Origin of the sequence: Actinomyces stomatis, from assembly GCF_031292835.1 — a bacterium.
GTDB classification, from domain to species: domain Bacteria; phylum Actinomycetota; class Actinomycetes; order Actinomycetales; family Actinomycetaceae; genus Actinomyces; species Actinomyces stomatis.
This window is the reverse complement of record NZ_JASPEP010000014.1, coordinates 17585-39689: the sequence shown is the minus strand read 5'-3', so window position 1 is coordinate 39689 and position 22105 is coordinate 17585. Positions and strand designations below refer to the sequence as shown.

Annotated in this window: 23 protein-coding genes and 1 tRNA gene; 5 read left to right on the top strand and 19 right to left on the bottom strand. The window is 69.6% G+C overall.

Annotated features, from left to right (window positions below):
- Nucleotides 1–189 precede the first annotated feature (189 nt).
- The 6 genes from RIV12_RS08590 to RIV12_RS08565 all read right to left on the bottom strand — a co-directional run bounded on the left by RIV12_RS08590 (nucleotide 190) and on the right by RIV12_RS08565 (nucleotide 5902).
- On the bottom strand, nucleotides 190–1533 hold the full coding sequence (locus tag RIV12_RS08590) for an ABC transporter substrate-binding protein (protein ID WP_075417993.1): 1344 nt from the start codon (nucleotides 1531–1533) through the stop codon (nucleotides 190–192).
- A 401-nt stretch (nucleotides 1534–1934) separates the two neighbouring features.
- Nucleotides 1935–2984 (bottom strand): class II fructose-bisphosphate aldolase, encoded by a 1050-nt coding sequence (fbaA, locus tag RIV12_RS08585; RefSeq protein ID WP_075417992.1) that lies wholly within the window; start codon nucleotides 2982–2984, stop codon nucleotides 1935–1937.
- 174 nt (nucleotides 2985–3158) lie between these two features.
- Nucleotides 3159–3902 carry a TrmH family RNA methyltransferase gene (locus RIV12_RS08580; protein ID WP_428978926.1) on the bottom strand — a complete coding sequence of 248 codons (744 nt, stop codon included), beginning with the start codon at nucleotides 3900–3902 and terminating at the stop codon, nucleotides 3159–3161.
- The gene (pyrE, locus tag RIV12_RS08575) at nucleotides 3899–4468 is read right to left on the bottom strand and encodes an orotate phosphoribosyltransferase (RefSeq protein WP_309323202.1); all 570 of its coding nucleotides are present in this window, start codon (nucleotides 4466–4468) and stop codon (nucleotides 3899–3901) included. Before pyrE ends, RIV12_RS08580 begins: the two co-directional genes overlap by 4 nt.
- 123 nt (nucleotides 4469–4591) lie before the next feature.
- On the bottom strand, nucleotides 4592–5089 hold the full coding sequence (gene tpx, locus RIV12_RS08570; protein WP_075417989.1) for a thiol peroxidase: 498 nt from the start codon (nucleotides 5087–5089) through the stop codon (nucleotides 4592–4594).
- A 45-nt stretch (nucleotides 5090–5134) separates the two neighbouring features.
- The gene (locus RIV12_RS08565; protein ID WP_075417988.1) at nucleotides 5135–5902 is read right to left on the bottom strand and encodes an SDR family NAD(P)-dependent oxidoreductase; all 768 of its coding nucleotides are present in this window, start codon (nucleotides 5900–5902) and stop codon (nucleotides 5135–5137) included.
- Nucleotides 5903–5966: 64 nt separating this feature from the next.
- Between RIV12_RS08565 and RIV12_RS08560 the strand changes: the two genes are divergently transcribed.
- The gene (locus tag RIV12_RS08560) at nucleotides 5967–6776 is read left to right on the top strand and encodes an exodeoxyribonuclease III (RefSeq protein ID WP_075417987.1); all 810 of its coding nucleotides are present in this window, start codon (nucleotides 5967–5969) and stop codon (nucleotides 6774–6776) included.
- Nucleotides 6777–7141: 365 nt separating this feature from the next.
- Nucleotides 7142–7855, top strand: a complete 714-nt coding sequence (locus tag RIV12_RS08555; RefSeq protein ID WP_075417986.1) for a hypothetical protein — start codon at nucleotides 7142–7144, stop codon at nucleotides 7853–7855.
- A gap of 52 nt (nucleotides 7856–7907) precedes the next feature.
- Here the strand turns inward: RIV12_RS08555 and RIV12_RS08550 are convergent, their stop codons facing one another.
- Entirely contained in the window at nucleotides 7908–8759 is an 852-nt protein-coding gene (locus RIV12_RS08550) for a serine hydrolase domain-containing protein (RefSeq protein WP_075417985.1), read from the bottom strand.
- Between the two features lie 214 nt (nucleotides 8760–8973).
- On the opposite strand from RIV12_RS08550, the gene RIV12_RS08545 reads away from it, so the two are divergent.
- Nucleotides 8974–9774 (top strand): 3'-5' exonuclease, encoded by an 801-nt coding sequence (locus RIV12_RS08545; RefSeq protein ID WP_309323224.1) that lies wholly within the window; start codon nucleotides 8974–8976, stop codon nucleotides 9772–9774.
- A gap of 632 nt (nucleotides 9775–10406) precedes the next feature.
- On the opposite strand, the gene RIV12_RS08540 is transcribed toward RIV12_RS08545, so the two are convergent.
- The 3 genes from RIV12_RS08540 to RIV12_RS08530 all read right to left on the bottom strand — a co-directional run bounded on the left by RIV12_RS08540 (nucleotide 10407) and on the right by RIV12_RS08530 (nucleotide 12746).
- Complete coding sequence (locus RIV12_RS08540; protein ID WP_075417983.1) at nucleotides 10407–11534, bottom strand: hypothetical protein; 1128 nt, start codon at nucleotides 11532–11534, stop codon at nucleotides 10407–10409.
- The gene (gene dcd / locus RIV12_RS08535; protein ID WP_075417982.1) at nucleotides 11531–12166 is read right to left on the bottom strand and encodes a dCTP deaminase; all 636 of its coding nucleotides are present in this window, start codon (nucleotides 12164–12166) and stop codon (nucleotides 11531–11533) included. The genes RIV12_RS08540 and dcd overlap by 4 nt, the downstream gene beginning before the upstream one ends.
- Nucleotides 12167–12245: 79 nt before the next feature.
- The gene (locus tag RIV12_RS08530; RefSeq protein ID WP_256695516.1) at nucleotides 12246–12746 is read right to left on the bottom strand and encodes an NINE protein; all 501 of its coding nucleotides are present in this window, start codon (nucleotides 12744–12746) and stop codon (nucleotides 12246–12248) included.
- Between the two features lie 167 nt (nucleotides 12747–12913).
- Here RIV12_RS08530 and RIV12_RS08525 point away from each other — a divergent pair.
- A tRNA-Gly gene (locus RIV12_RS08525) sits at nucleotides 12914–12987 on the top strand.
- Between the two features lie 286 nt (nucleotides 12988–13273).
- A complete protein-coding gene (locus RIV12_RS08520; RefSeq protein ID WP_075417981.1) occupies nucleotides 13274–13750 on the top strand; it encodes an OsmC family protein in 477 nt (158 codons plus the stop codon).
- An 86-nt stretch (nucleotides 13751–13836) separates the two neighbouring features.
- On the opposite strand, the gene RIV12_RS08515 is transcribed toward RIV12_RS08520, so the two are convergent.
- From RIV12_RS08515 to RIV12_RS08475, 9 genes are all read right to left on the bottom strand, one after another.
- On the bottom strand, nucleotides 13837–15054 hold the full coding sequence (locus RIV12_RS08515) for a sugar ABC transporter substrate-binding protein (RefSeq protein WP_075417980.1): 1218 nt from the start codon (nucleotides 15052–15054) through the stop codon (nucleotides 13837–13839).
- A gap of 186 nt (nucleotides 15055–15240) precedes the next feature.
- Nucleotides 15241–15948 carry a M50 family metallopeptidase gene (locus RIV12_RS08510; RefSeq protein ID WP_075417979.1) on the bottom strand — a complete coding sequence of 236 codons (708 nt, stop codon included), beginning with the start codon at nucleotides 15946–15948 and terminating at the stop codon, nucleotides 15241–15243.
- Nucleotides 15949–16002: 54 nt separating this feature from the next.
- Nucleotides 16003–16695: a TetR/AcrR family transcriptional regulator gene (locus tag RIV12_RS08505; RefSeq protein WP_075417978.1), complete on the bottom strand. Its 693-nt coding sequence runs from the start codon at nucleotides 16693–16695 to the stop codon at nucleotides 16003–16005.
- Between the two features lie 154 nt (nucleotides 16696–16849).
- Nucleotides 16850–17347, bottom strand: a complete 498-nt coding sequence (locus tag RIV12_RS08500) for an NUDIX domain-containing protein (RefSeq protein WP_075417977.1) — start codon at nucleotides 17345–17347, stop codon at nucleotides 16850–16852.
- Entirely contained in the window at nucleotides 17344–18375 is a 1032-nt protein-coding gene (locus tag RIV12_RS08495; RefSeq protein ID WP_309323198.1) for a hypothetical protein, read from the bottom strand. Before RIV12_RS08495 ends, RIV12_RS08500 begins: the two co-directional genes overlap by 4 nt.
- Nucleotides 18375–19478 carry a vWA domain-containing protein gene (locus RIV12_RS08490; protein ID WP_075418177.1) on the bottom strand — a complete coding sequence of 368 codons (1104 nt, stop codon included), beginning with the start codon at nucleotides 19476–19478 and terminating at the stop codon, nucleotides 18375–18377. Before RIV12_RS08490 ends, RIV12_RS08495 begins: the two co-directional genes overlap by 1 nt.
- Nucleotides 19475–20572 (bottom strand): vWA domain-containing protein, encoded by a 1098-nt coding sequence (locus RIV12_RS08485; protein ID WP_075418178.1) that lies wholly within the window; start codon nucleotides 20570–20572, stop codon nucleotides 19475–19477. Before RIV12_RS08485 ends, RIV12_RS08490 begins: the two co-directional genes overlap by 4 nt.
- A complete protein-coding gene (locus RIV12_RS08480) occupies nucleotides 20566–21087 on the bottom strand; it encodes an alpha-amylase (RefSeq protein ID WP_075418179.1) in 522 nt (173 codons plus the stop codon). Before RIV12_RS08480 ends, RIV12_RS08485 begins: the two co-directional genes overlap by 7 nt.
- 3 nt (nucleotides 21088–21090) lie before the next feature.
- Nucleotides 21091–22095 (bottom strand): DUF58 domain-containing protein, encoded by a 1005-nt coding sequence (locus tag RIV12_RS08475; protein WP_309323196.1) that lies wholly within the window; start codon nucleotides 22093–22095, stop codon nucleotides 21091–21093.
- Between the last annotated feature and the right edge of the window lie 10 nt (nucleotides 22096–22105).

Genomic DNA, 22105 nt, shown 5'->3' with positions numbered 1-22105 from the left:
CTGCCTCGAGGTGCAACCGGTACCCGCCGGGCAGGCCGGGTACCAGAGGGCTCCCGCCGGGGCGGCAGCACGCGAGCTGAACGGCTCGAACGCGCCGCCCCGGCAGGAGAGGGGATGGGGAGATGAGTCGCCGTCACGATGCCCGCTGGAGCAGCACCCTCGGCGGGAGGCGCGGGCGACTCGCTGGTGTCAGCCCTCCTTGGACGCCTTCTTCTCAGAGGCCCAGGTGGTGACGAAGAAGTCCTTGACCTTCGCCCAGTCCCCGCTGCCGGAGGCGTACTGCGCCAGGTGCTGGCCGAGCTGGTCCTTGAAGTCCTGGCTCGGGAAGGTCGGGAAGACCCACTTGACGGGCGTGAGGTCCTTGTTGGTGATGGCCGCAGCGACCTCCTTACCCAGCGGGTCGGAGGGGGCCAGCTCGGTGTAGGCCTTGTAGGGCGCGATGATGCTGAGCTTCTCGGCGGCGAGCTTGGCGCCCTCGGCGTCGGTGAACAGCCAGGTGAGGAAGTCCTTGGTGGCCTTCTGGTCGCCCTCGGCGGCCTGGGAGTTGATCGTCAGGTAGTTCTCGGTGCCGATGGCGATGTTGGTCTTGTCCTCGCCGGAGACGCCGACGTAGATCGGCATGAAGTGGACGTCCTCGGCCTTGACCGTGTTACCGGAGACCTTGGAGATCTGCGACCAGCCCCAGTTGCCGTTCTGGACCATGGCGGCCTTGCCCAGGGCGAAGTCGGCCATGGAGTCGGTGACCGTCTTGGCGCTGGCCTCGGTGGGCTTGATCGTGGAGTTGTTGAGGTAGAGGTCGAAGATCTTCTTGTAGTTGTCCGAGTAGGTCAGCTTGACCTCGTCGAGGTCGTCGACCTTGGCGTCGCGGTACTCGTAGTAGACGGGGTAGTTGGCCAGGTGGGTCTGCCAGCGCCAGTCCTCACCGGGGGACAGCGAGGTCGCGGCGAAGACACCCTCGATACCGAGGTCGGCCTTCTTGGCCTGCATGTCCTCGACGACCTCCTTGAGCTTGTCGAAGCCCTTGATCTGGTCGACGGCGGTGGCCTTGGCGCCCTCCATGGCGAAGTACTTCTTGAGGATGGCGGCGTTGTAGATGATGCCGTAGCCCTCGATGGCCAGCGGCACGCCCACGACCTTGCTCTCCTCGCCCTTGAGGGCCAGGGACTCATCCGTCAGCTGCTTGGTGAAGTCGGCGTCGGACAGGTCGGAGGCGTACTCCTTCCAGTTGCCGTAGCCCACGGGACCGTTGAGGTTGAACAGCGTGGGCGGGTTGGACTTCGCAACCTCGGACTTCAGGGTCTGCTCGTAGGTGCCGGAGGCAGCGGTGACGACCTTGACGTTCACGCCGGTCTTCTTGGTGTAGGCGGCCGCGATGTCCTTGAACGCCTGCTCCGACTCGGGCTTGAAGTTGAGGAAGTAGACGCCACCGGCGCCATCGGATCCGGACGAGCCCTTCGAGCAGGCCGCCAGGGTCGCGGCGACCGCGATCGCAGCAGTTCCACCGAGCATGGAGCGGCGGGAGATGAGTCGCATTGGGGTCCTCCTTTGGACGCATGGGACAGGCACGGACAGAGGCGTCCGCAAGGTGCGACTGCCGTGTCGCCGGCGGCGGACCCGTCGGCTCAACGGCGACGACCCATCATGGCACACTTTCGCCCACATTGCTGCAAGGTTTGCAATCAGTGGCCCGGGTCTCAGGCTGGTACTCTTCGCGCAGCACGCCGTTTACCCCGGCAGGTAGCGCCGTTCCGCTTCCACCTCGATGAGCACCGCCGTCGCCGCCCCCTTTGCAAGAATGTAACCGATCGGTCAGCCCGTCGTCGGGAGTCTTCCCACCGTCCTCGACGCACACGCGACGTGGCCCCGGCACCACATGGGCGCCAGGGCCACGCACAGCGATCAGTAGCCGTTCATCCCTGTTACGGGGCGATGACTCACTTGCGGGCGGAGCCGACGGAGCCGAGGCGCTCGCAGGCCTCGACGACACGGGCGGCCATGCCCTCCTCGGCGGCCTTGCCCCAGGCGCGCGGGTCGTACTGCTTCTTGTTGCCGACCTCGCCGTCGACCTTGAGGACACCCTCGTAGTTGGTGTACATCCAGCCGGCGACCGGGCGGGTGTAGGCGTACTGGGTGTCGGTGTCGACGTTCATCTTGATGACGCCGTTGCGCACCGCGGTGGCGATCTCCTCGTCGGTGGAGCCGGAGCCGCCGTGCATGACCAGGTCGAAGGGCGAGCTCTTGTCGCCGACCTTGGAGGACAGGCGGTCGCCGAGGCGCTTGGCCACGTCCTCCTGGATCTCACCGAGGATCTCCGGGCGGAGCTTGACGTGGCCGGGCTTGTAGGAACCGTGCACGTTACCGAAGGTCAGGGCGGTGATGTAGCGGCCGTTCTCACCCAGGCCGAGGGCCTCGACGGCCTTCCAGGCGTCGTCGGCGGTGGTGTAGAGGTTGGCGTTCTCCTCACCCTTGATGCCGTCTTCCTCGCCACCCACGGCACCGATCTCGATCTCGAGGACGACGTTGGCGGCCTTGGCGCGCTTGAGCATGTCGACGGCGATCTCGATGTTGTCGTCGAGGGCCTCGGCGGAGCCGTCCCACATGTGGGAGTTGAACATCGGCAGCTCACCGTTCTTGACCTGCTCGGCCTCGATCTCCATGAGCGGGTGGATCCAGTCGGCCAGGAGCTTCTTGGGGCAGTGGTCGGTGTGCAGACCAATGGTGACGGGGTAGAGGTCACCCACGGCGCGGGCGTAGGCGGTGAAGGCGATCGATCCCTTGACGCGGTCGAGGCGCGAGGAACCGGACCAGTAGGCGGCACCACCGTTGGAGATCTGGACGATACCGTCGGACTCGGCGTCGGCGAAGCCCTTGAGGGCGGCGGACAGAGTCTGGGACGAGGTGACGTTGATCGCGGGGATGGCGTACTTGCCGGCCTTCGCGCGGTCAAGCATGTCGGCGTAGGACTCCGGGGTTGCAATGGCCACTGGGTGCCTCCTGATTTTCTGTATGAGTCAGTGGTGCGGGGCCGATTGTTCCACGAATTCGAACCCGCGTGAACCGGATCATGGTCCCAGGTCGGACTCCATGACCTGTTCAGGGCCGGTTTGGCCCTGCCGCCCACGAGGCGGAGCGGAACAGCGGACCGACGGCTCCCGGACTCAGTCGGGCGCCACTCCTGCGTGCTGGAGGATCCAGGTGTGCATGGCCACGGCCGCTGCGGCCGCCACGTTGATGGAGCGGGTGGAGCCGTACTGGCCGATGCGCAGCAGACGGGAGCAGCCGGCGCTCAGCTCGGCGCTGATGCCCTCGCCCTCGGAGCCGAAGACCATGAGGCAGCGCTCGGGCAGATCGGCGGTCTCCAGGGGCTGGGCTCCGGGGCCGTTGTCGATGCCGATGACCTCGTATCCCTCGGCCTGCGCCCAGGTGAGCAGCTCACCGGGCTCGGGGTGGTGGCGCACGTCCAGGTAGCGGTTGGTGACCATGGCGCCGCGCTTGTTCCAGCGACGTCGGCCGATGATGTGGACGCCGGCCACGTTGAATGCGTTGGCGCTGCGCACGATGGAGCCGATGTTGAGGTCCTGGCTGACGTTCTCGATGGCGATGTGCAGCCGATGGGCACGGGAGGCCAGGTCGGCGCGGATCGCCGCGATGGTCCAGTAGCGGTAGCGGTCGACGACGTTGCGCCGGTCGCCCCCTGCGAGCAGCTCGCGGTCGTAGCGGGGGTCGGTGGGCCAGGCCTCGGGGCCGCCGGGCCAGGGGCCGACGCCGACCTGACGGACGTCGGCCGGCCGGTCCTCCTCCGGGCTCAGCGCCGACGCCGCGGGCAGGTGCTCCCCCTCAGGCAGGTCGGCGGGGCTCTCGGGCTCCGCCCCGCCCGCCTGCGGACGTCGTCGGACGCTCACTCCAGGCCGAGGTCGGCCAGACCGAGCGCCGCGTAGTAGGGCAGTCCGGCGGCCTCGATGCGCTCACGCGCGCCGGTGGCCCGGTCGACGATGACGGCGACGGCCCGCACGTCGGCACCCGCCTCGCGCAGCGCCTCGACGGCCTCCAGGGGCGAGCCGCCGGTGGTGGAGGTGTCCTCCAGGACCACCACGGAGCGCCCGGTGACGTCAGGTCCCTCGATGCGGCGGCGCATGCCGTGGTCCTTGGCGGCCTTGCGCACGACGAAGGCGTCCAGGTCCAGGCCACGCGAGGCCGCGGCGTGCAGCATCGCGGCGGCCACGGGGTCGGCCCCCATGGTCAGGCCGCCGACGGCGTCGATCTCGTCGGTGCCCAGCCCCGCCTCCTCGAGCATGTCGAGCATGACATGGCCGATGAGAGGGGCGGCCTCGTGGTGGAGGGTGGCTCGGCGCATGTCCACATAGAAGTCGGACTCGAGGCCGGAGGCGAGGGTGACTTTGCCACGGACAACGGACAGCTCGTTGACGAGCTCGGCCAGGCGGGCGATCTGGGAGTCGTTGGTGCTCACGGTTCCGATGGTAGTGGGATTCGGGGGTTGCGCACCGGCTAGACACCCGATGCGACAAGAGCCCGCCCTCATCCGCGTGGTGCGGAGGGGGCGGGCTCCTGGCTCTCGTGACGGAAGGAGGAGTCAGGACAGGGCGGCCACGGCGGCGTCGTAGTCGGGCTCCTGGCCGACCTCGGGGACCAGCTGGGTGTAGATGACCGTGCCGGACTCGTCGAGAACCACGACGGCGCGCGACAGCAGGCCGGCCAGCGGACCGTCGGCCAGGGTGACGCCGTAGTCGGCGCCGAAGGTGGAGCGGAAGGTTGAGCCAGTGACCACGTTGTTCAGGCCCTCGGCACCGCAGAAGCGGGAACCGGCGAAGGGCAGGTCGGCGGAGACGCAGACCACGGTCGTGTTGTCCAGCTCGGAGGCCAGCTTGTTGAACTGGCGCACGGAGGCGGCGCACACCCCGGTGTCCACCGAGGGGAAGATGTTGAGGACCACGCGGCGGCCGGCCAGGGACTGGCTGGTGAGCGGGGCGAGGTCGGCGCCCACGAGGTCGAAGGCGGGCGCGGTCGAGCCCACAGCGGGCAGCTCGCCGACAGTGCTGACAGGGTCTCCGTGGAAGGTAATGGAAGCCATGGTGTGATCGTTGCAGGTCGCGGCTCCCCTGGCCAGTGGGGGCACTCAGCCCTGGGCGGAGCGCTCTGGCCCGACCACCCGGCGCACGAACCAGCGGGGGGCCAGACGCAGTACGGCGTTGGCGCTGCGGTAGCGCAGGCTCGGGGTGCAGATGACCTGGCCGCGCCGCACCGCCGCCAGGCCGTCGATGGCCACTCGCTCGGCGTCCAGCCACAGCGGCTCCTTCCACTGGGTCTCATCGATGCCGGCCGCCGCGTGGAAGCCGGTGTGAACCAGCCCCGGGCACAGCGCCGTGGCGGTCACCCCGGTGCCGGCGAGCTCGGCGGCCAGTCCCTCGGTGAACCGCAGTACCCAGGCCTTGTGCGCCGCGTAGGTGCCCATGGCGGTGTACGCGGTCATGGAGGAGACGTTGAGAATAGCGCCGCGACCGCGTTCCACCATGGCTCCGGCCGCTGCATGGGAGGCCACCATGACCGCCCGGACCATGACGTCGAGGGCATCCTCCTCGCGGGCCAGATCTCCCCCGATGAATCGCTGCCCCAGACCGAAGCCGGCATTGTTGACCAGGAGCCCCACGGGCTTGCTCTTCTCACGCAGACGCTCAGCGACGAGCTCGAGCTCATCGCGCTCGGACAGATCGGCCTGCAGGGTCTCCACCTGGACGCCTGCGAACTGCCGCATCTCCTCGGCCACCTCCCGCAGTCGCTCGGGGGTGCGCGCCACGAGGACGAGGTCGTGACGTGCCTGGGCGAGCTGCCAGGCGATCTCCAGGCCGAGGCCGCTCGTGGCTCCAGTGACAAGTGCTGTTCCCATGGCGGCAGACTACGAGAGCTCGTTGAGTGCTTGATGGGAATCGGGCACCGGCTAGTCTGCTGCCATGCGCCTGGCCACTTGGAACGTCAACTCCATCCGCACCCGCGTCGACCGCGTCCTGGCCTTCCTGGAGCGCGAGGATGTCGATGCCCTGGCGATGCAGGAGATCAAGTGCCGCCCCGACCAGTTCCCGGTCGAGCCCTTCGAGGCCGCGGGCTACGAGCTGGCCATCCATGGCCTCAACCAGTGGAACGGGGTGGCGATCGCCTCGCGAGTGGGACTCGACGACGTCGCCACCTCCTTCCCGGGCCAGCCCGCTTGGGCGGCCAAGCCCGAGGCCGAGCCCACCGTGGAGGCCCGGGCGCTGGGGGCGACGGTGGGTGCGGCGTCTGATGCGACGCCGGTGCGCCTGTGGAGCCTGTACGTGCCCAACGGCCGCGAGCTCACTCACCCGCACTACACGTACAAGCTCGACTGGTTGCGAGTGCTGCGCGACGACGTCGCCGCCTGGCTCGGGGACGAGCCCGATCTGCCGCTGGCGCTGGTGGGTGACTGGAACGTGGCACCGCGGGATGAGGACGTGTGGGACATGAGCGTCTTCGAGGGCGCCACCCACGTCTCCGCCCCGGAGCGTGAGGCCTTCGCCGCCTTCACCGAGGCGGGCATGCACGAGGTCACGCGCGAGCGGGTCACCAACTACACGTACTGGGACTACCAGAAGCTCCGCTTCCCGAGGAACGAGGGCATGCGCATCGACTTCGTCTACGCCTCTCCGGCCCTGGCGGGCCGCGTCACCGGCGCCGCCATCGACCGTGACGAGCGCAAGGGCAAGGGCGCTTCCGACCACGTCCCCGTCATCGTCGAGGTCGACTGAGGCCGAGGATTGACGCTCTTCAGCCCCGGATCCGACAGCACCTCACATGAACCGCACTTCTTCACGAAGCAGGAGTCCGGGACAGCCACTGTCGAGCCACTAGGACGGCGACACCCCACCCAGACAAATAAGACCAAAGCCCTAGGGGACTACTACCCATCCCAGCCAGGACCACGAAAACACACCTCAGCAGCAGGCTGTCGAAATCACCTTCGATATTCGGATTCACCTACGACAACAACGCTTCGCACGCCCCACAAAACATATTATCTTGTTCGGTCGAAACTGAATATTCCTCTCTCCCTGTCGCCTCAGGAGCCAGATTCACAGCCGAATTCACTGACCAACGGCGCTATTCTCGCGCCATGAGCTCCTCAAAACTCTCCCCAGCGCGTCGAATCGCCATCACCCTTCTTCCCATTACCGCCCTGTCCCTGGCCGCCTGCGGCAACCTGCCCTTCGGCTCCAAGGAAGCCTCCCCCACCGCGGAGACGAGCACCACCACCCCTTCGCCCACGCCCACCCCTACTCCGTCCGCGTCGGCCTCCGCCACAGACAGTGCCACTGAGATGGCCTCGGCCACCGCTTCGGAGACTCCCTCGGAGGACCCCTCGGCCTCGGCGGAGGCCACCACGAACGGCCTGACCCCTGAGAACAGCAAGGGGCGCGAGCTCAGACTCTCCGACTTCCAGAAGCCGCCAGTGACGAGCGGTTGGGAGGAGAAGCGCTACGACGTCGCCTCGATCACCAACACCATGGGAATCGGCACCAATCTGGATTGGCAGAACAGCGACGAGATTGAGCTGCGCCTGGCCAACAAGTTTCAAAAAGTCACGTTCACCGCGGGTCAGGCCAACGACTCCAAGAGCTCCAACCTCATCATGAGGGTCGCGATCTTCGCTGACGGCAAGGAGGTCGAAACAGTTGACGTCCCCTTCAATGACGCCCACGCTTTCGAGGTCAAGGCCGCGAACGTCAACGCCTTGAAGATCACTCTCACACCTCTCGACCAGAAGCAGGAGACACCGCCTTACACCGAAAGCACCACTGGCGTCATCCTCAACGTCAAGGCCGAGTGATGACCGGCAGGCCACCGTCGCCGGTGCGCCTGCTCTACAAGGCACACAAAACCTACAAGGCCAGGATCTGGTCGCCGAGCTCGGACCATGTCCGCCGGTGAACCGTCCCGAAGGGCCGGCCCCCCAGGAAGACGGCCTGGCGCTCGGCGACCGGATCCACCCAGATGAAGGAGCCCGACTGGCCGAAGTGCCCGAAGGTCTGCTCGCTGTTGCCGGCCCCGGTCCAGTGCGGGGACTTGGCTCCACGCACCTCGACCCCCAGACCGAAGGGGTTGGGGGTCTGTCGCCCGTAGCCGGGTAGGACGCCGTCGAGGCCGGGCAGGACCGGTGTGCGGGCGCGCTGCGCGAGCGCGGGCGAGACGAGCCTGGGCGCGGCCAGCTCACGGGCGAACAGGGACAGGTCGCGGGCGCTGCCCTCCCCGGAGTGGGCGGGCGAGCCGGGGATGAGGACGCTGGCCATCCCCAGGGGCTCGAGCACGGTGGTCTCCACCCAGGTCTCCAGGGGCGTGCCGGTGGCCTCCTCAAGGCGCTCCCCCAGGATCTCGATGCCGCGGTTGGAGTAGATGCGGCGCGTGCCCGGGGCCGCCAGGCGCTCATCGGAGTCGGCCGCGATCCCCGAGGAGTGGGACAGCAGGTTCTCGATGGTCGCACCGTCGGGAGCGGGCGCGCCTGCGGGGGCCTCCAGGTCCAGCAGTCCCCGATCGACGGCGATCAGGGCCGCCCAGGCGACGATCGGCTTGGTGACCGAGGCGAAGGGGAAGATCTCATCGACGTCCCCGGCCTCGAGGAGCACGCCGTCGCCCGCGGCCGGCTTGCCGGTCACGACGAGGGCCGTCGGGAAGGGGAAGGCGGCCAGTGCCGGCAGGGCAGAGGTCTGTGCCTGAGAGGTGTCCGGGGTGGTCATCGCTCCTCCTCACCTGGATCGGCTCTCGACGTGGCGGGCCGAGCGCCCTCGTGACCGTACCCTACGCCTCGAGGGTCGGCTCCCCACCACCGTCCATGAGCCGTATGGCACGGCAGCGAGCACAGGACACCGGGAGCTGGTCCGGGCCGTCCCGGAGGAGCCCCGGCGCGCCGTGAGTCTGCGAAACCTCCCGGCTCGCGAGAGGATCGGGCTGATGCCCTTCTACCACCGCCCGCCCGCCGACCGCGGCCCGTTGCGCCCCCGCTCCCCCATGGCTCCCGGTCAGGCGGCCCCCGCCCCCACGGCCGCTGAGCTGTCCGAGGCCGCCGGTGTCGGCTACGCCGTCGTCGACCTGGAGACCACCGGCCTGTCCCCCACGACCGACTCGATCCTGGAGGTCGCGCTCGTACTCACCGACGCCGCCGGGCGCGTCGAGCGCAGCTGGTCCACGCTCATCGACCCCGGCGCGGGCGTGGACGTGGGCCCCACTCATATCCATGGTCTTATCGCCGAGGAGCTCATCGGGGCGCCTGGTTTCGATGAGGTCGCCGACCTGCTGGTGGCCGACCTGGCCGGGCGGGCAGTGGTGGCCCACAACGCCCGCTTCGACGTCGGCTTCCTCACCCAGGCGCTGGGGATGCGGGGGCTGCTCGACCGCGGCGCGCGGGTGCCGCGGGTGTGCACGATGGAGTGGGCACGCCACTTCATGACGACGCCGTCGCGCCGGCTGACCACCTGCTGCGAGGTGGCCGGGGTGGAGATCGGCCGCCACCACAACGCGCTCGACGACGCCCTGGCCGCCGCCGGCCTGCTGCGCCACTACCTGGCGGTGGGGGCACAGCGGGGCGAGGAGCCGGTGGCTTGGGCCCGCTCGCTCGTGGAGGCTCGCCGCTTCACCGGCTGGCACTGGGATGCGGCCAGGGCTCGGGCCGGCGTCGAGCGTCTCACGGAGCGCACCACGCCCGGTGCTGAGCGTGCCCGCCCCGAGCCCGAGTCGGCGGGGCCAGGTCAGTAGACCTCAGGGCTGCGAGTGAAGGCTGGGGCACCGGTCCTGTGCGCGCCCGGCTCTTGCCTGCTCCGTCAGCCGGATGCGGCTCGGACGTCAGCAGCGGCAAGGATGTCCAAATCTGCAGCAAAGGCCGGTTCTCAGCTTCGAAGGCGGAAACAGAACCGCAGGATTCTGCGAATCGTGTGGTGGCTCTTCACGGGTGCCGGACCCTTTGCTGCAGATATGGACACCACCGACCGGTTCCGCCCCCTCCAGCGGCCCGGGGCGAGCCATCGAGCCAGGCCGGTCCGCTCGGGATCAGGACCACCGGGCCGGATGTCGCCGCGCCGCCCCTGATCGGGGACTTACTTCTCCCACGAGGACTGCGTTCTCCTCCAGACGACTGGGGTACGGCCTCAGTCATCTGGAGGAGAAGTACGTTCTGGACGGGAAACGCAGTCCTCGGTTCAGCCGACCGCGCCCCGGCCGGCTACTCCACATCCCACAGGACGTGCCGCCCAAGGGCTGTCTGCACGGGCCACAGCCCCACGGCTCGGGGCGCCCCGGCCTCATCGACCAGCACCCGTTCATCGCGCTGTAGGTCACGACGACGGCGCCCTCAAGGGACCGCGCGGCGCCACGCCTCCCGGCGAGGCCCCTCAGGCCTCCTCGGCGTCCTCGCCCAGGGAGACGAGGAATCCGTCGTCGTCCACGGCCACCCCGGAGACGGCGGTGACCAGGACGGTGGCGAGATCCTCGACCAGGTCCCGGGCCGTCTGACGCTCACGGCGCCGGGAGCGGGAGACCACTTCGGCGTAGGCGTCGGCCTGGTCCCGGGGGATCCAGCGCAGGTCGTAGGACAGGACCGCCCCGCGCGCCCAGGGCTCGCCGCGCACGGCCAACGGCAGTCCGTCGGTGGCGCCGGCACGCACCTCGATGCGCCCCCAGCCCTCGTGCTCTGGGTCGACCGGGGTGACGACCGCGTAGCCGTCACGCACCTCCTCAATGACGTTGCCGGTGGCGGCGGCGACGATCTCCTGACGCATCGTGTCCTGGCGGACCTTCTCCGAGCCGCGCCAGGCCTTCTCGAAGACGTCCGGGCCGATGCGCTCGACAAGGCTCTCCAGCTGCTCGGGGTCGATGGCATCCAGTCCGACGGCGCCCCGGGGCTGCACGGCCTCCAGCGCGGTGCTCACCTCGGGGGCCACGGACTGCAGGACGGTCACCAGGTCCTCCGGGCCGAGCCACACCGGGGCGTAGACCGTCAGGGAGGCCGAGACCTCCGGGCTGGGCTCGACCAGGACCGGATCCTCCTTGTCCCCACCGGGAATGAGGCGCAGAGCGCCGGCAAGGCGCCGGGCGATGGCGCGCAGGCGGGTGAGGGCCACCAGCTCGGCCCCCGTGGGCTGGGCGTGGGGGAAGGCGTCGGAGAGCGGGTCCAGGCCGGCGAGCTCGGCCGGCAGGGCTCCGGCACGGATGCGGGGGCAGTCCAGGATCATCAGCTGCGTGGTCCACTCCGGAGCACCCAGGAGGCCGCGCATCTCGGCGTCGACCTTCCAGGGCCCCAGCAGGGAGACCCCGGGGAAGAGCTGGAGGCTGGAGACCCCCACCCAGCCGGACTGGATGTCCTGGGACAGGGCCAGGGCCTCGACCTCGTCGGGGGCGACGTCGTCGGCCAGGAGCAGGACGTGGTTGGTGTCCAGCAGCCCGACCGGCAGCATGGAGGCAGCGGTGAAGGTGCCGGTGTCGGTGGGCAGCGAGACGGCGAAGTCGGTTGAGTCGCTCATGCGTGCTTCTCCTGGGAGGTGGGAGCGGCGCCGTCGATGGGGGCCGCCGGGGTGTCGGGGATGCGGGTGCGGTGGAAGGACTGGTGGGAGCGGGAGGCCGTCGGTCCGCGCTGCCCCTGGTAGCGCGAGCCGGTGGCGCCCGAGCCGTAGGGGGCCTGGGCGGGGCTGGACAGGCGGAAGAAGCACAGCTGCCCCACCTTCATCCCCGGCCAGAGCTTGATGGGCATGGTGGCCGTGTTGGACAGCTCCAGGGTGACGTGCCCGGTGAATCCCGGGTCGATGAATCCGGCGGTGGAGTGGGTCAGCAGCCCCAGGCGCCCCAGGCTCGACTTGCCCTCCAGGCGGGCGGCGACGTCGTCGGGCAGTGTGATGCGCTCGTAGGTGGCCCCCAGGACGAACTCCCCGGGGTGCAGGACGAAGGGCTCGTCGGCACCGACGTCGACCAGGTGGGTCAGCCCCTCCTGGTCGGCGGCCGGGTCGATGACCGGGTAGCGGTGGTTGTCGAAGAGACGGAACCATCGGTCCAGGCGCACATCGATGGAGGCCGGCTGAATCATCTCGGGGTCGTAGGGGTCGAGGACGACCCGCCCGGCGTCGAGCTCGGTGCGGATATCGCGGTCTGAGAGCAGCACGGGCCCGATTGTGCCAGGTCCTCCGGGAGGCGTCACACGAACTCCGGCCCCGAGGGCTCCGGCAGCGCCGGGCCGTCACTCAGCCGCTCAGCGGCATGCCGGAGGCGTCAACGCCCCACGGCGACTCGCCGGGGCGGGCCACCAGGATGAGGATGCCCTCGATGAAGGCCCAGATGGCGATCGGAACGGCCAGGAACCCGCAGGAGAAGAGCGTGCCCAGGAGCTGGAAAAGAGCCTTGCCCGTGTAACCCAGGTAGAAGTTGTGGATACCGAAGCAGCCGAGGAACAGCGCCAGGATGCCGGCGGCCACCTTGGACTTGCTCGAGTAGACGGGGGGACCGTAACCGGGGACGGGACCGTAGCCGGCAGGCGCACCGTAGCCGGGAGGGGCGCTGTAACCGGGCTGGGGCCCGTAGGCCCCTTGAGGGTCGTACCCCGGCTGGGCACCGGGATCATACTGGCCGCCGTAGGGCGGGTACCCGTCTGACGGGTAGTCCGTGGGGACCGAGCCCGCGGGCAGCGCCGGCACGTCCGGGTGAGGGCCCACAGTGGGCTCGTGAGGGTTGAAGGGATCAGTCATGCGCTCACCACATGTGTCAAGACGTCAGGGAATCCGTCAGTGAGTGTAGCCGGTGAGAGCATCGCCGGCACGGTCCACGGGGAACCTCCGAAGGCCGATTTGCGCAGACGGCCGGAGTCTGGGTTAGACTTCCGCACGCACCTGGGACTCACGTCCGCCGGTGCCATGCGGGTGTAGTTCAATGGTAGAACTTCAGCTTCCCAAGCTGACAGCGCGGGTTCGATTCCCGTCACCCGCTCCAGGCCGAGGGCCCGGACCATCACGGTCCGGGCCCTCGTTGTCGCTGTGCTGCGCAGACGGGGACATTCGACGCCGTCGGGTGCAGGGCTGTACGGCCGGGGACGTTCGACGCCGTCGGGGACAGGATTCCTGTCCCCGCACGCGTGACATGCCCCCGTGGGCAAGAAAATGTCCCCGGCAGCGTGGAGTGACCCCACCGCAGGACGCCGGACCTATTGACACGCCCTGCCACCCGCCGACTTCGCCGACCCGTGGACGGCAAACCGGCTCATCTCTAGACTTTCTGCATGCCAGATCATAAATATTCTGTGCGCGTGGAGTGGACAGGCAACCTGGGCACGGGCACGTCCGGATACCGCACTTACTCACGCGACCATGATGTCCGGGGCGCCACCGCCGACCTGCCGGTGATCCACGGATCGGCGGATCCTGCGTTCCGAGGGGACGCTCACAGGTGGAACCCGGAACAGCTCCTGCTCGCCTCGCTCGCGCAGTGCCACATGCTGTGGTACCTCCACCTCGCAGCAGACGCGGGCGTCACCGTCACCGCCTACTCAGACACCCCTACCGGCATCATGCTCGAGCACCCAGGCGGAGTTGGGGAGTTCACTTCAGCAACCCTTCGCCCCGCAGTGACCATTGCCCCCGACAGCGATCCTGAGCGTGCAGCCGCACTGCACGACCGAGCCTCCGAGCACTGCTTCATTGCCCGATCAGTGAACTTCCCAGTCCACCACGAGGCCGTCATCACGACTGAGCAATAGGAGGCGAGGCCCCCTTCACCCCTCCGCTCTCGGCCCACCCCCTTCGGGGCGGCACCGGCGTCGTCGGCCGGCGCCGCCCGTCTGGGTCAGGACAGGACGGCCTGCAGGTTCACCTGGGCGCTGTTCAGGATGCCGGCCGGGTCGCCTCCGGCCAGCCCGGGCAGCTCGTTGTCGAAGTTGGCGATGATGTCCGAGGTGCCGGAGGCGGAGGGCACGGGCTGGGAGTACTCGACGCCGGCCTGGAAGGCCGCCTGGTCGGCGTGCTTGCCCTTCCAGGTCTCGCCGGCGGCCTTGCCCGCGGGGACCGTGCCCGCCGCACCGGCCAGGGCCACCTGCTGCTCGGCGGCGGTGAGGTACTCCACGAGCTTGATGGCGTCGGCCTTGTGCTTGGATGCCTCGACGACGCCGTAGAAGGTGGGGAACTGCAGGGTCCCCTTGCCGCCGCTGCCGGCCGGCAGCTCGACCACCTTGTAGGAGACGCCCGAGTAGGTGTCCGCCAGGGTCCTCACCAGGGCCTCCGTCTCGATCACCATAGCGGCCTGTCCTTGCCCGAAGGCGTCGGCGGCGGAACCGGCGGGGAGGTCGGCACCCCAGCCGGCCGACCCGGAGGACAGGAGCTTCTTGACCTGGCTGAGCCCCGCCACCGAGCCCTCGGAGGAGGCCGTGGCCTTCGTGCCGTCGGCGCTGGTCAGTCCCCCACCGCCCTGGATCAGGAAGGCCCCCACGCGCGCGTAGGAGGCGTCGAGGGTCAGGCCGACGAAGCCACCGGAGGTGAGCTTGGCGGCCACCTGGTCGAGCTGCTCCCAGGTGGTCGGGTAGTCCGACTCGCTCAGGCCCGCGGCCGACCACAGTGAGGTGTTGAGGTACAGGGCGAGCGTGGAGACGTCCCTGGGCGCCGCACTGATCCTCTCCTGCCGGGTGGCGCTGGTCAGCAGCGCGGGGTGCGCGTCCTTGACGGCGGCCGATCCCTTGTCCCAGGAGTGCAGGGAGCCCGCGTAGCTGGACAGCTGAGCCGGATTGAGGACGACGACGTCGATGGTCGGCTCGGCCGTGATCCCGCGGGCCAGCTCCTGGGAGACGTCGGAGACGGGCTTGACGTCCACCTCCACCTTGGTCTCCTTGGTGAATGCCTCCACCGCCTTGGACAGCGCCTCCGCGGCGGCATCACCCGAATCGGAGACGATGAGCGCCATCTTTCCCTCCTCGGTGGCCTCGTCCTTCGACTTCGACGAGCAGGCGGCAAGGGTGGCCGAGACGGCCAGTCCCAGGGAGGTCAGGCCGAACGTCCTGCGGGTCAGCATCATGTGTTCTCCTTGAGGGAATCCCGGAGTGCCCGGGAGCGGGGTGAGCCCGGGGCCGCAACGGCGCCTGTGGGCTCTCGGTGAGCGACGTCGGGCGGGGACGGCGGAAGGGCGCTGCGGGCCCCACGTCGCCAGGAGGAAGCGTAGGCCATGTGGGCCGCGGGCTCGGACTCGGCCCCCGCCCTCATCTCACAGGAGGTCGCGCAGGGCCAGCACGACGACGCCGGTGGCCAGGGCGTCCACGAGGAACCAGCTGGCCAGCCACAGTCCGGCGGGAACCCGGGTCAGGTGGGCCAGGGTTCGGTGGTCCTGCTGCGGGTCGCGTGAGGCGGCGACATCACGCAGAGAGTCCCAGGCCCCCACGAGAAGAGCCAGCCCGATTCCGGCGACGACGCCGTCGCGCCACTGTCCGCCCCACCACCACAGGGCCCCGGTCAAGACTGCCACGAGCAGGACGAGCAGAACTGTGCGCACTGAACGGGACATGACCAGCAGGACCGCCAGGAGGACCAGCCCGAGCAGCAGGACCGCGCTCGCCCAGCCGTTCAGTGCCAGAAGCACGACGACGGCGCCCAGGACCGCGGGTGCCGGGTAGCCGGCCCAGGAGGTGGCCACCCGGCCGGGTCCGGTGGACTTGCCGGCGGTCACGGCGTGCCCGGACAGGTCCCGGCTGACGACGAAGCCGAGGAAGCGTCGCCCCACCATGAGGCCGACGGCGGCGTGCCCGGCCTCGTGGACGATCGTCACCAGGGTGCGCCCCCAGCGGCGGGCCGGGGCCCAGGCCAGGACGATGAGAAGGATCGCCAGCGCCGGCCACAGCACGCCGGGATCCAGGCCGACGAGGCTCGAGGCGCGGGCCAGCAGGTCGTTCCAGGTGTCAGTCCAGCTCAGGTTCACGGGCGGAAGTCTGCCAGGCCCACCTGCGTGCGCGGCAGCCCGTGGCTCACGCTGTCAGCCAACCGCACTGTGATGAAGCGAACCGGGGGCCTCGGTGCCCTCCAGTGGCTCGGTGGCGTGGGGCTGGGGGATGGTCGGGACGGCGTGGGCGGGCTGACGCGCCCCCACCGCCCGCAGCACGAAGGCGTCCAGGCTCTCCAGGTAGGCCCGGCGCTGCTCCGGGTCCGTGGGGGTCGGGCGCCCACCCATGACGGTGGCGTGGATGAGGGGGATAACCTGCTCGGGCTCCTGGGCGGGGATGAGTCCCCGGTCCATGGCGTCGGTGAGGATCGAGGAGAGCATCTGGGCCAGGAGCGCGCCGTGGGCCTTGAGACGGCCGGCCGTCCCGCGCGAGACGGCCCCCGACAGAGGCCCGGACGTCGGGAAGTGGAAGTGCCGGGCGATGAGGGCCTGCTGGCGCACATAGATGCGCAGGCGGTCGATCGGATCCTGGGTGCCGGCCAGCGCCCGGGAGAGCTCCTCGGCGTAGCGGCCGGCCTCGTGCTCCATGAAGGCCAGGAGGAGGTCCTCCTTGTCCGCGAAGTGGTTGTAGACGGCTGTGCGCCCCACACCCGCGTGGTTGGCGACGTCGGACAGGGTGATCTTGTCGAAGCTGCGCCGGCTCATGAGCTCGGAGAGGGCTTGGAACAGGGCCGTGCGCGTACGCTCTCGATGCTCGGCCAGTGAGGAACCCAGGATCTTCGGCATGAGGCAACCCTAACTTACGAGATGACGCGAGTGATAGAAGTGTCAGGAAACTGTGCAGGGGTGACAGGGCGGCCCTGCTGACGCCCCTCGAGCGCGCGGCCCTTGGGACGGTCGGCCCGAGGGCTCGGCCCCGTCGCCATCGTCTCGGCCCCCATCAGCGCCCCAGGGCGGTCACGAGCGCGTCGATGATGGGCAGGTCCGCCTCGAGCCACGGCAGCCGGCGCAGCCGATCCGGTGGGTCCAGGCGCACCCACTCCAGCCGCTGGTGGTCGGTCCCGGCTCTGCCCCGGTCCCCGGGGCGGGCGGGCTCGGCCAGCCACACTCGCATCCTGAAGCCGTGCATGGCCGGCCACGCCGGGGCGTCGTCGCCGGGACCGCCGTCCGGCGGTGCCGGAACCTCCAGCTCCCGGGGAGCGATGAGCTCGGGCCCCAGGCGGGCACTCAGGCGGATCTCCTCGTCCAGCTCGCGGGCCAGGGCCTGCTCGGGCCGCTCGGCGGGCTCGACCTTGCCGCCGGGAAGCTCGAACTGACCGGCGTGCTCGGGCGGGTAGGAGCGGGCCGCGCACAGCAGCGCCGTCGGATGCTTCAGGTCGTCCAGGACCGCGGCCGCCACGACGAGACGGGAGGCCTTCACCGTGTCGGAGCCGCTCACCAGGGCTTCCCGCCTCCGCCGCTGCCGCCGGGCTCCTCGGTGGTCCCCGCGCTGCCGTTATTGCGGTCCTTCAGGCGCTTGGCCCGGTCATCGACCGGGGTCGGGGACGGCTGGGTGCTCGGGGAGCTGGAGGATGTCTCACCCGGTGAGCTCGACGCCGACGACGACGGGTCCGAGCTCGGATCGCCGCTGGGCTGCGACGACGGGTTCGAGCTCGAGCCACTGCTGGGCTGCGACGACGGGCTCGAGCTGGGGTCACTGCTGGGCTGCGACGACGGGTTCGAGCTCGGGTTGCTGCTGGGCGTGGCCGAGGGTGTCGGACTCGGGGAGGGATTCTGCTGGGGCGGGGGCGGCACCTCGCAGGCGTCGGCCGCCTTCTTGGCCGCCTCGATGTGCTCGGTCACCGCCGAGGAGCTTCCACTCTCCTGAGCCTGGGCCGCCAGTGTGACGTGGGCGACGTACAGGTTGGTGCGCACCATGCATTCCGGGGAGCCGGCCTCCTTCGTCTTGGTCTTCGAGTCGACCTCGGCCTTGGGGGCCTCACTGAGAGCCTGGTTGAGGGTGGTGACCGCGGAGGTCGGGTCCTTCGCGGCGAGCTGACCGGTTCCCAGGTTGAAGTGGACGCGCCACTGCTCCAGCCAGGGGTTGATCGTGGCGACCGTCCGGTAGCGCGACAGTGCCGTGTCGTAGTGGCCGGCTGCAGCGGCACGGTTTCCGGCCAGGGAGATGAGGAAGATCGACCCGAGCCACAGGGAGACGATGGTGGCCAGCGCGGCGGGCACCCCACCGATCGCCAGGAGCCGACGGCGCCGTTTGAGGCGCGCCTCTCGCCGCAGGGGATCCTCCGGAGCCGAGGGGTCCGGTGAGGAGGCCCCGTCATTCGAGTCCGACTCCCGCAGGTAGTCGACCTCCTGCTCCGAGGGGACGCCGTCGACTCCTGGCGCACCCTGCGCACCGTCGGCGGCGCCGGGCTGCATCCCGCTCCGCCCCTGCCCGGGGACCTCACCGGGGCTGTTTCCTATCGTCATCATCTTCCCCTTCCCATGAGAAGACGCAGGCGACGGTCGGCTCGCATGAGATCGATGATCTCCCACAGCAGCAGACCGAAGGCGATGAGTCCCAGGGGCCAGGTCAGGTACACCCGGCTGTTGGTCTTGGTCCGCCCGTCGGAGGAGACGGCCTCGATGTCGAGGTTGGTGAACTTGCTCGTCGGGTCATCACCCGACCCGCCGGTGCGGTGGAAGTAGGGCAGTCCCATGTCCTTGGCCACGCTCTGGAGCTCGTCGGCGTCGATCTTCGACACCCCGGGCTGCCCGCCCTGGCCGTCGGTGATGTAGTCGGACTGGGTGTGCTCGCCGGTGGACGGCGAGCCGTCGTAGCTGCGCATCTTCCCGCCCTCGGTGGAGCCGTAGCCCAGCACCGCGCCGCCGTCGACGACGCCGGCCAGTGACTGCCAGGAGATGCCGGCGCTGTCGGCCGCCAGAGCGCCGCGCCCCTCATCAGTGGCCTCGCCGTCGGAGAAGATGTAGACGAGGCGGATGTCCTTGGGGTCGGACTGGCGCGACTGCGCCAGCGACTCCCCCAGCAGCGGAAGCGCCACCTCCAGCGAGGAGCCGGTGGCGTGGCCCGTGACCTCCTGCTTGAAGGAGCCGATCCAGGCGTCGACGGCGTTGGTGTCGTGGGTCAGCGGCAGCTCCCTGGCCGCGGTGTTGTCTAGGGCGATGATGGAGAACCTGGAGTCCGGGAAGGCCTCGCGGATGGCGCGCATGTCCGCCCGCACGCCGTCGAGCCTGGTGGAGGCCGACTGGTCGATGCCTTCGGGTCCTTTGCCCTGGTAGTCCTCCGCGGCCATGGACCCGGTGCGGTCCACCACCATGTAGATCTCCACGTTGGAGACGCTGATGGCCTCGCTGCCGCGGATCGCCGGCCCCGCCAGCGCCAGCACGATGACGACGACGATGGCCAGGCGCCTCCACCAGGCCCGGCGGGCGGACGGCTCGGCGTCGTCACGGACCAGGCGTCGTCGGGAGATGGCGAGCAGCCCCGCCAGGGCGGCCGCCACGAGCAGGACGAGGATCCACCAGGTGACCGGGATGAACGCGAAGTCCCCGATGATCGGAACCGGCTTCATGCTCGCCTCCAGGTGGTCAGTCCCAGGTAGCCCAGAAGCACCAGTGAGAGCGTGATGACGAGCCGCTGCGGGGTGTCGGTGCGACGGGTCTGCTTCCGGCCTCCGAGCGCGGAGACCTCGGTCTTCTCCAGCTCCTTGACGATCTCTCCCCCGGTGCCGGAGTCCTCGACGTCGTAGAAGCGTCCCTTGCCCTGCCCCTCAGTGACGGTCTTGAGCTCCTCACGGGACTCCTCGGGAGTCTTGTCGAGCAGGTTCTGGTAGTCCTGCTCATCGTCGGCGCCGTAGATGGAGAACAGGCGGATCTTGCGCTCGTTCAGGAGCTTGACGGCATCGGGCAGGGGGTAGATCTGCTCCTTGTCGGGGTCGATGACCTGGTTGTCGGTGGCCAGGATGATGGAGCGGGAGCGATCCAGCCCCTGGTTGTCGAAGGCCTGGGCGCAGGAGGCGAGCCCGTCACCGGCCAGGGAGGAGCCGTTGACGCCGGTGGTCAACGTGCCGCCGAAGGCCCTCTCGTAGTCGCGCTGCTGCTTCAGGGTGACATTCTTCGGGTTGATGTCCAGCACGTCGCCCAGCTCCTGCAGCTGCTCACGCAGCAGCTCGTAGTCGTCCGTGAGCGGGACGATGGTCTGCGCGGCCGAGTTCCAGGCCACGAGCCCCACCCGCTCGCCGTCGAAGTCCTCCAGGATCTCGGAGAAGGTCGTCAGGACCGAGGAGTCGATCCTGACCATCGACGTCGACACGTCCAGGCACAGGACGATGTCACGGTTGGCCAGGGCGTCGGAGCGCTGGGAGACCCGCACGGGCCGACCGGCGATGGCGGCGGCGCTCAGCAGGGCCGAGACCAGCATCACCGCCAGGAGCGCGTGCAGCCAGCGCTGAGCCCGGATGCGTTGGCGCACCGCCGGCAGCTGGAACAGGCTCGCCGAGTTGGCCAGGCGACGCGGAGGCTCGCCAACCTGTTCCGCCCCCCGGCGTCTCCAGGGCGGCTGGAACCGCTTGGGGCCCGTGCCGGAGCGGCGGTCGATGACGAGGACCGCGATGACCGCCGCCACGGCGATGACGACGAGAACGATGAACAACCAGAGCATCACCACTGGGTGACCACCTCCCTGGCGTGGGTGAGGGCCTCCTGAGCGGCGGCCTGCGGCTCACGGTCGAAAGAGGGCTGCTCCCACACGGCGAGCAGCTCGCCGACGTGCCCCAGCGGGTTGGCGTCCAGGGGACGTCCTGCCGCGCGCACGCTGCGCCGACGCTCCTCCACCGAACGCGGCCCGGCGGTTGCGGCCATGTCGAGGATCTCCGAGACCGTGGCGGTGGTGATCTCCTCACCACTGCGGGCCTCGGCGAAGCCGCGCAGCAGCGCCGCCAGCTCCAGGTGCAGCTCACGCAGGTCCAGCTCACCGGCATCCCAGCGCTGGGAGATCTCGCCGAGACGCTCACCCCACTGGCGGCGCTCACGCGGCGCCATGGGGATGTCTCCGACCTGCTGGGAGGTGTCGCGACGAGTCACCAGGAAGGTCCGCAGCAGCCAGGCGGTCACCAGGAGGAGGAGGACGACCACGACGATGACCATCCATATCGGCATGAGAACCGGGGGCATGATCTGCATGGGTCACCGCCTCCCTCTGGCCACGGCGGCGCGCTCACGCTGGAGGAGCTCGGCGATGGAGTCGATGAGCGTCTCCTCGGAGGAGACGACGCCGTACTCCAGGTGCCGGGCGTCGAGCACCTGCTCGACGGTGGCGCGCCACTGCTCGCGCACCACGGCCGCCTGGGCGGCCAGGTACTTGTCGGAGCGCAGGAAGGCGGGGATCTCGAAGGGCAGGTCGACATCCCGCCCGCGGCCGCCGCCCGGGCGCAGCGGGTCGTCGTCCTCGATCTGGACGACGATCATCTCGTGCTGGATCGACAGGCGCCGCAACCAGGTCGCGGCATCGGGGCCGGGGTGGGCGGTGTCGGTGATGAGAATGACCAGGCTGCGTCGACGGTGCCAGGTGCTCACCCGCTCCATGAGGCGCGGAAGGCTGGAAGGAGGCGCCCCGGGGGCCAGCTCGAAGACACCGGGAGGAGCCCCCTCGACGGGGACGTCGAGGTCCTCGTAGGTGCGGGCCAGCAACGCCAGCAGGGTCTCGACGTGCTTGGCCCCGGAACGGGCCGGGCGCGAGATTGTCCGGCCGGCGTCACCGGCCACGAGCGCCACCGAGTCCCCCCGCATCCGAGCCAGGTAGGCGAAGACCTCCGCGACCCCCAGGGCCAGGTCGCGCTTGTCCTCCCCTGAGGGGGTCATCGCCGCCATGGTCCGGCCGGTGTCCACAGCCAGCACCATGGGCATCATGGACTCACGCTGGTAGCGCTTGATGACCGGCTGCCCCAGGCGGGCCGAGGACTTCCAGTCGATGTCGGAGATGTCGTCGCCGGGCCGGTAGAAGGACATGTCGTCGAAGTCCTGCCCGCGCCCGACGAACACCGACTTGTGGCGCCCGTCGAGCAGCCCCGTGGCGCGACGCAGGGTCGGCAAGCTCAGCGCCGCGCGCAGACGCTCGATCCGTGAACCGCGCCGGCCGTCGCCGGAATCGGACTCGGGCGCCCCGGGAGCGCCATGTACCTCCGTGCTCATCGTGCAGCTG

Coding starts and splice junctions, on each gene's coding strand:
- RIV12_RS08530 (WP_256695516.1), bottom strand. CDS start 12,746: ATGACTGATCCCTTCAACCCTCACGAGCCCACTGTGGGCCCTCACCCG.
- RIV12_RS08515 (WP_075417980.1), bottom strand. CDS start 15,054: ATGATGCTGACCCGCAGGACGTTCGGCCTGACCTCCCTGGGACTGGCC.
- RIV12_RS08475 (WP_309323196.1), bottom strand. CDS start 22,095: ATGAGCACGGAGGTACATGGCGCTCCCGGGGCGCCCGAGTCCGATTCC.
- RIV12_RS08560 (WP_075417987.1), top strand. CDS start 5,967: ATGCGCCTGGCCACTTGGAACGTCAACTCCATCCGCACCCGCGTCGAC.
- RIV12_RS08565 (WP_075417988.1), bottom strand. CDS start 5,902: ATGGGAACAGCACTTGTCACTGGAGCCACGAGCGGCCTCGGCCTGGAG.
- RIV12_RS08480 (WP_075418179.1), bottom strand. CDS start 21,087: ATGCAGATCATGCCCCCGGTTCTCATGCCGATATGGATGGTCATCGTC.
- RIV12_RS08540 (WP_075417983.1), bottom strand. CDS start 11,534: ATGAGCGACTCAACCGACTTCGCCGTCTCGCTGCCCACCGACACCGGC.
- tpx (WP_075417989.1), bottom strand. CDS start 5,089: ATGGCTTCCATTACCTTCCACGGAGACCCTGTCAGCACTGTCGGCGAG.
- RIV12_RS08505 (WP_075417978.1), bottom strand. CDS start 16,695: ATGCCGAAGATCCTGGGTTCCTCACTGGCCGAGCATCGAGAGCGTACG.
- RIV12_RS08490 (WP_075418177.1), bottom strand. CDS start 19,478: ATGAAGCCGGTTCCGATCATCGGGGACTTCGCGTTCATCCCGGTCACC.
- RIV12_RS08495 (WP_309323198.1), bottom strand. CDS start 18,375: ATGACGATAGGAAACAGCCCCGGTGAGGTCCCCGGGCAGGGGCGGAGC.
- RIV12_RS08545 (WP_309323224.1), top strand. CDS start 8,974: ATGCCCTTCTACCACCGCCCGCCCGCCGACCGCGGCCCGTTGCGCCCC.
- RIV12_RS08590 (WP_075417993.1), bottom strand. CDS start 1,533: ATGCGACTCATCTCCCGCCGCTCCATGCTCGGTGGAACTGCTGCGATC.
- RIV12_RS08520 (WP_075417981.1), top strand. CDS start 13,274: ATGCCAGATCATAAATATTCTGTGCGCGTGGAGTGGACAGGCAACCTG.
- RIV12_RS08550 (WP_075417985.1), bottom strand. CDS start 8,759: ATGACCACCCCGGACACCTCTCAGGCACAGACCTCTGCCCTGCCGGCA.
- RIV12_RS08555 (WP_075417986.1), top strand. CDS start 7,142: ATGAGCTCCTCAAAACTCTCCCCAGCGCGTCGAATCGCCATCACCCTT.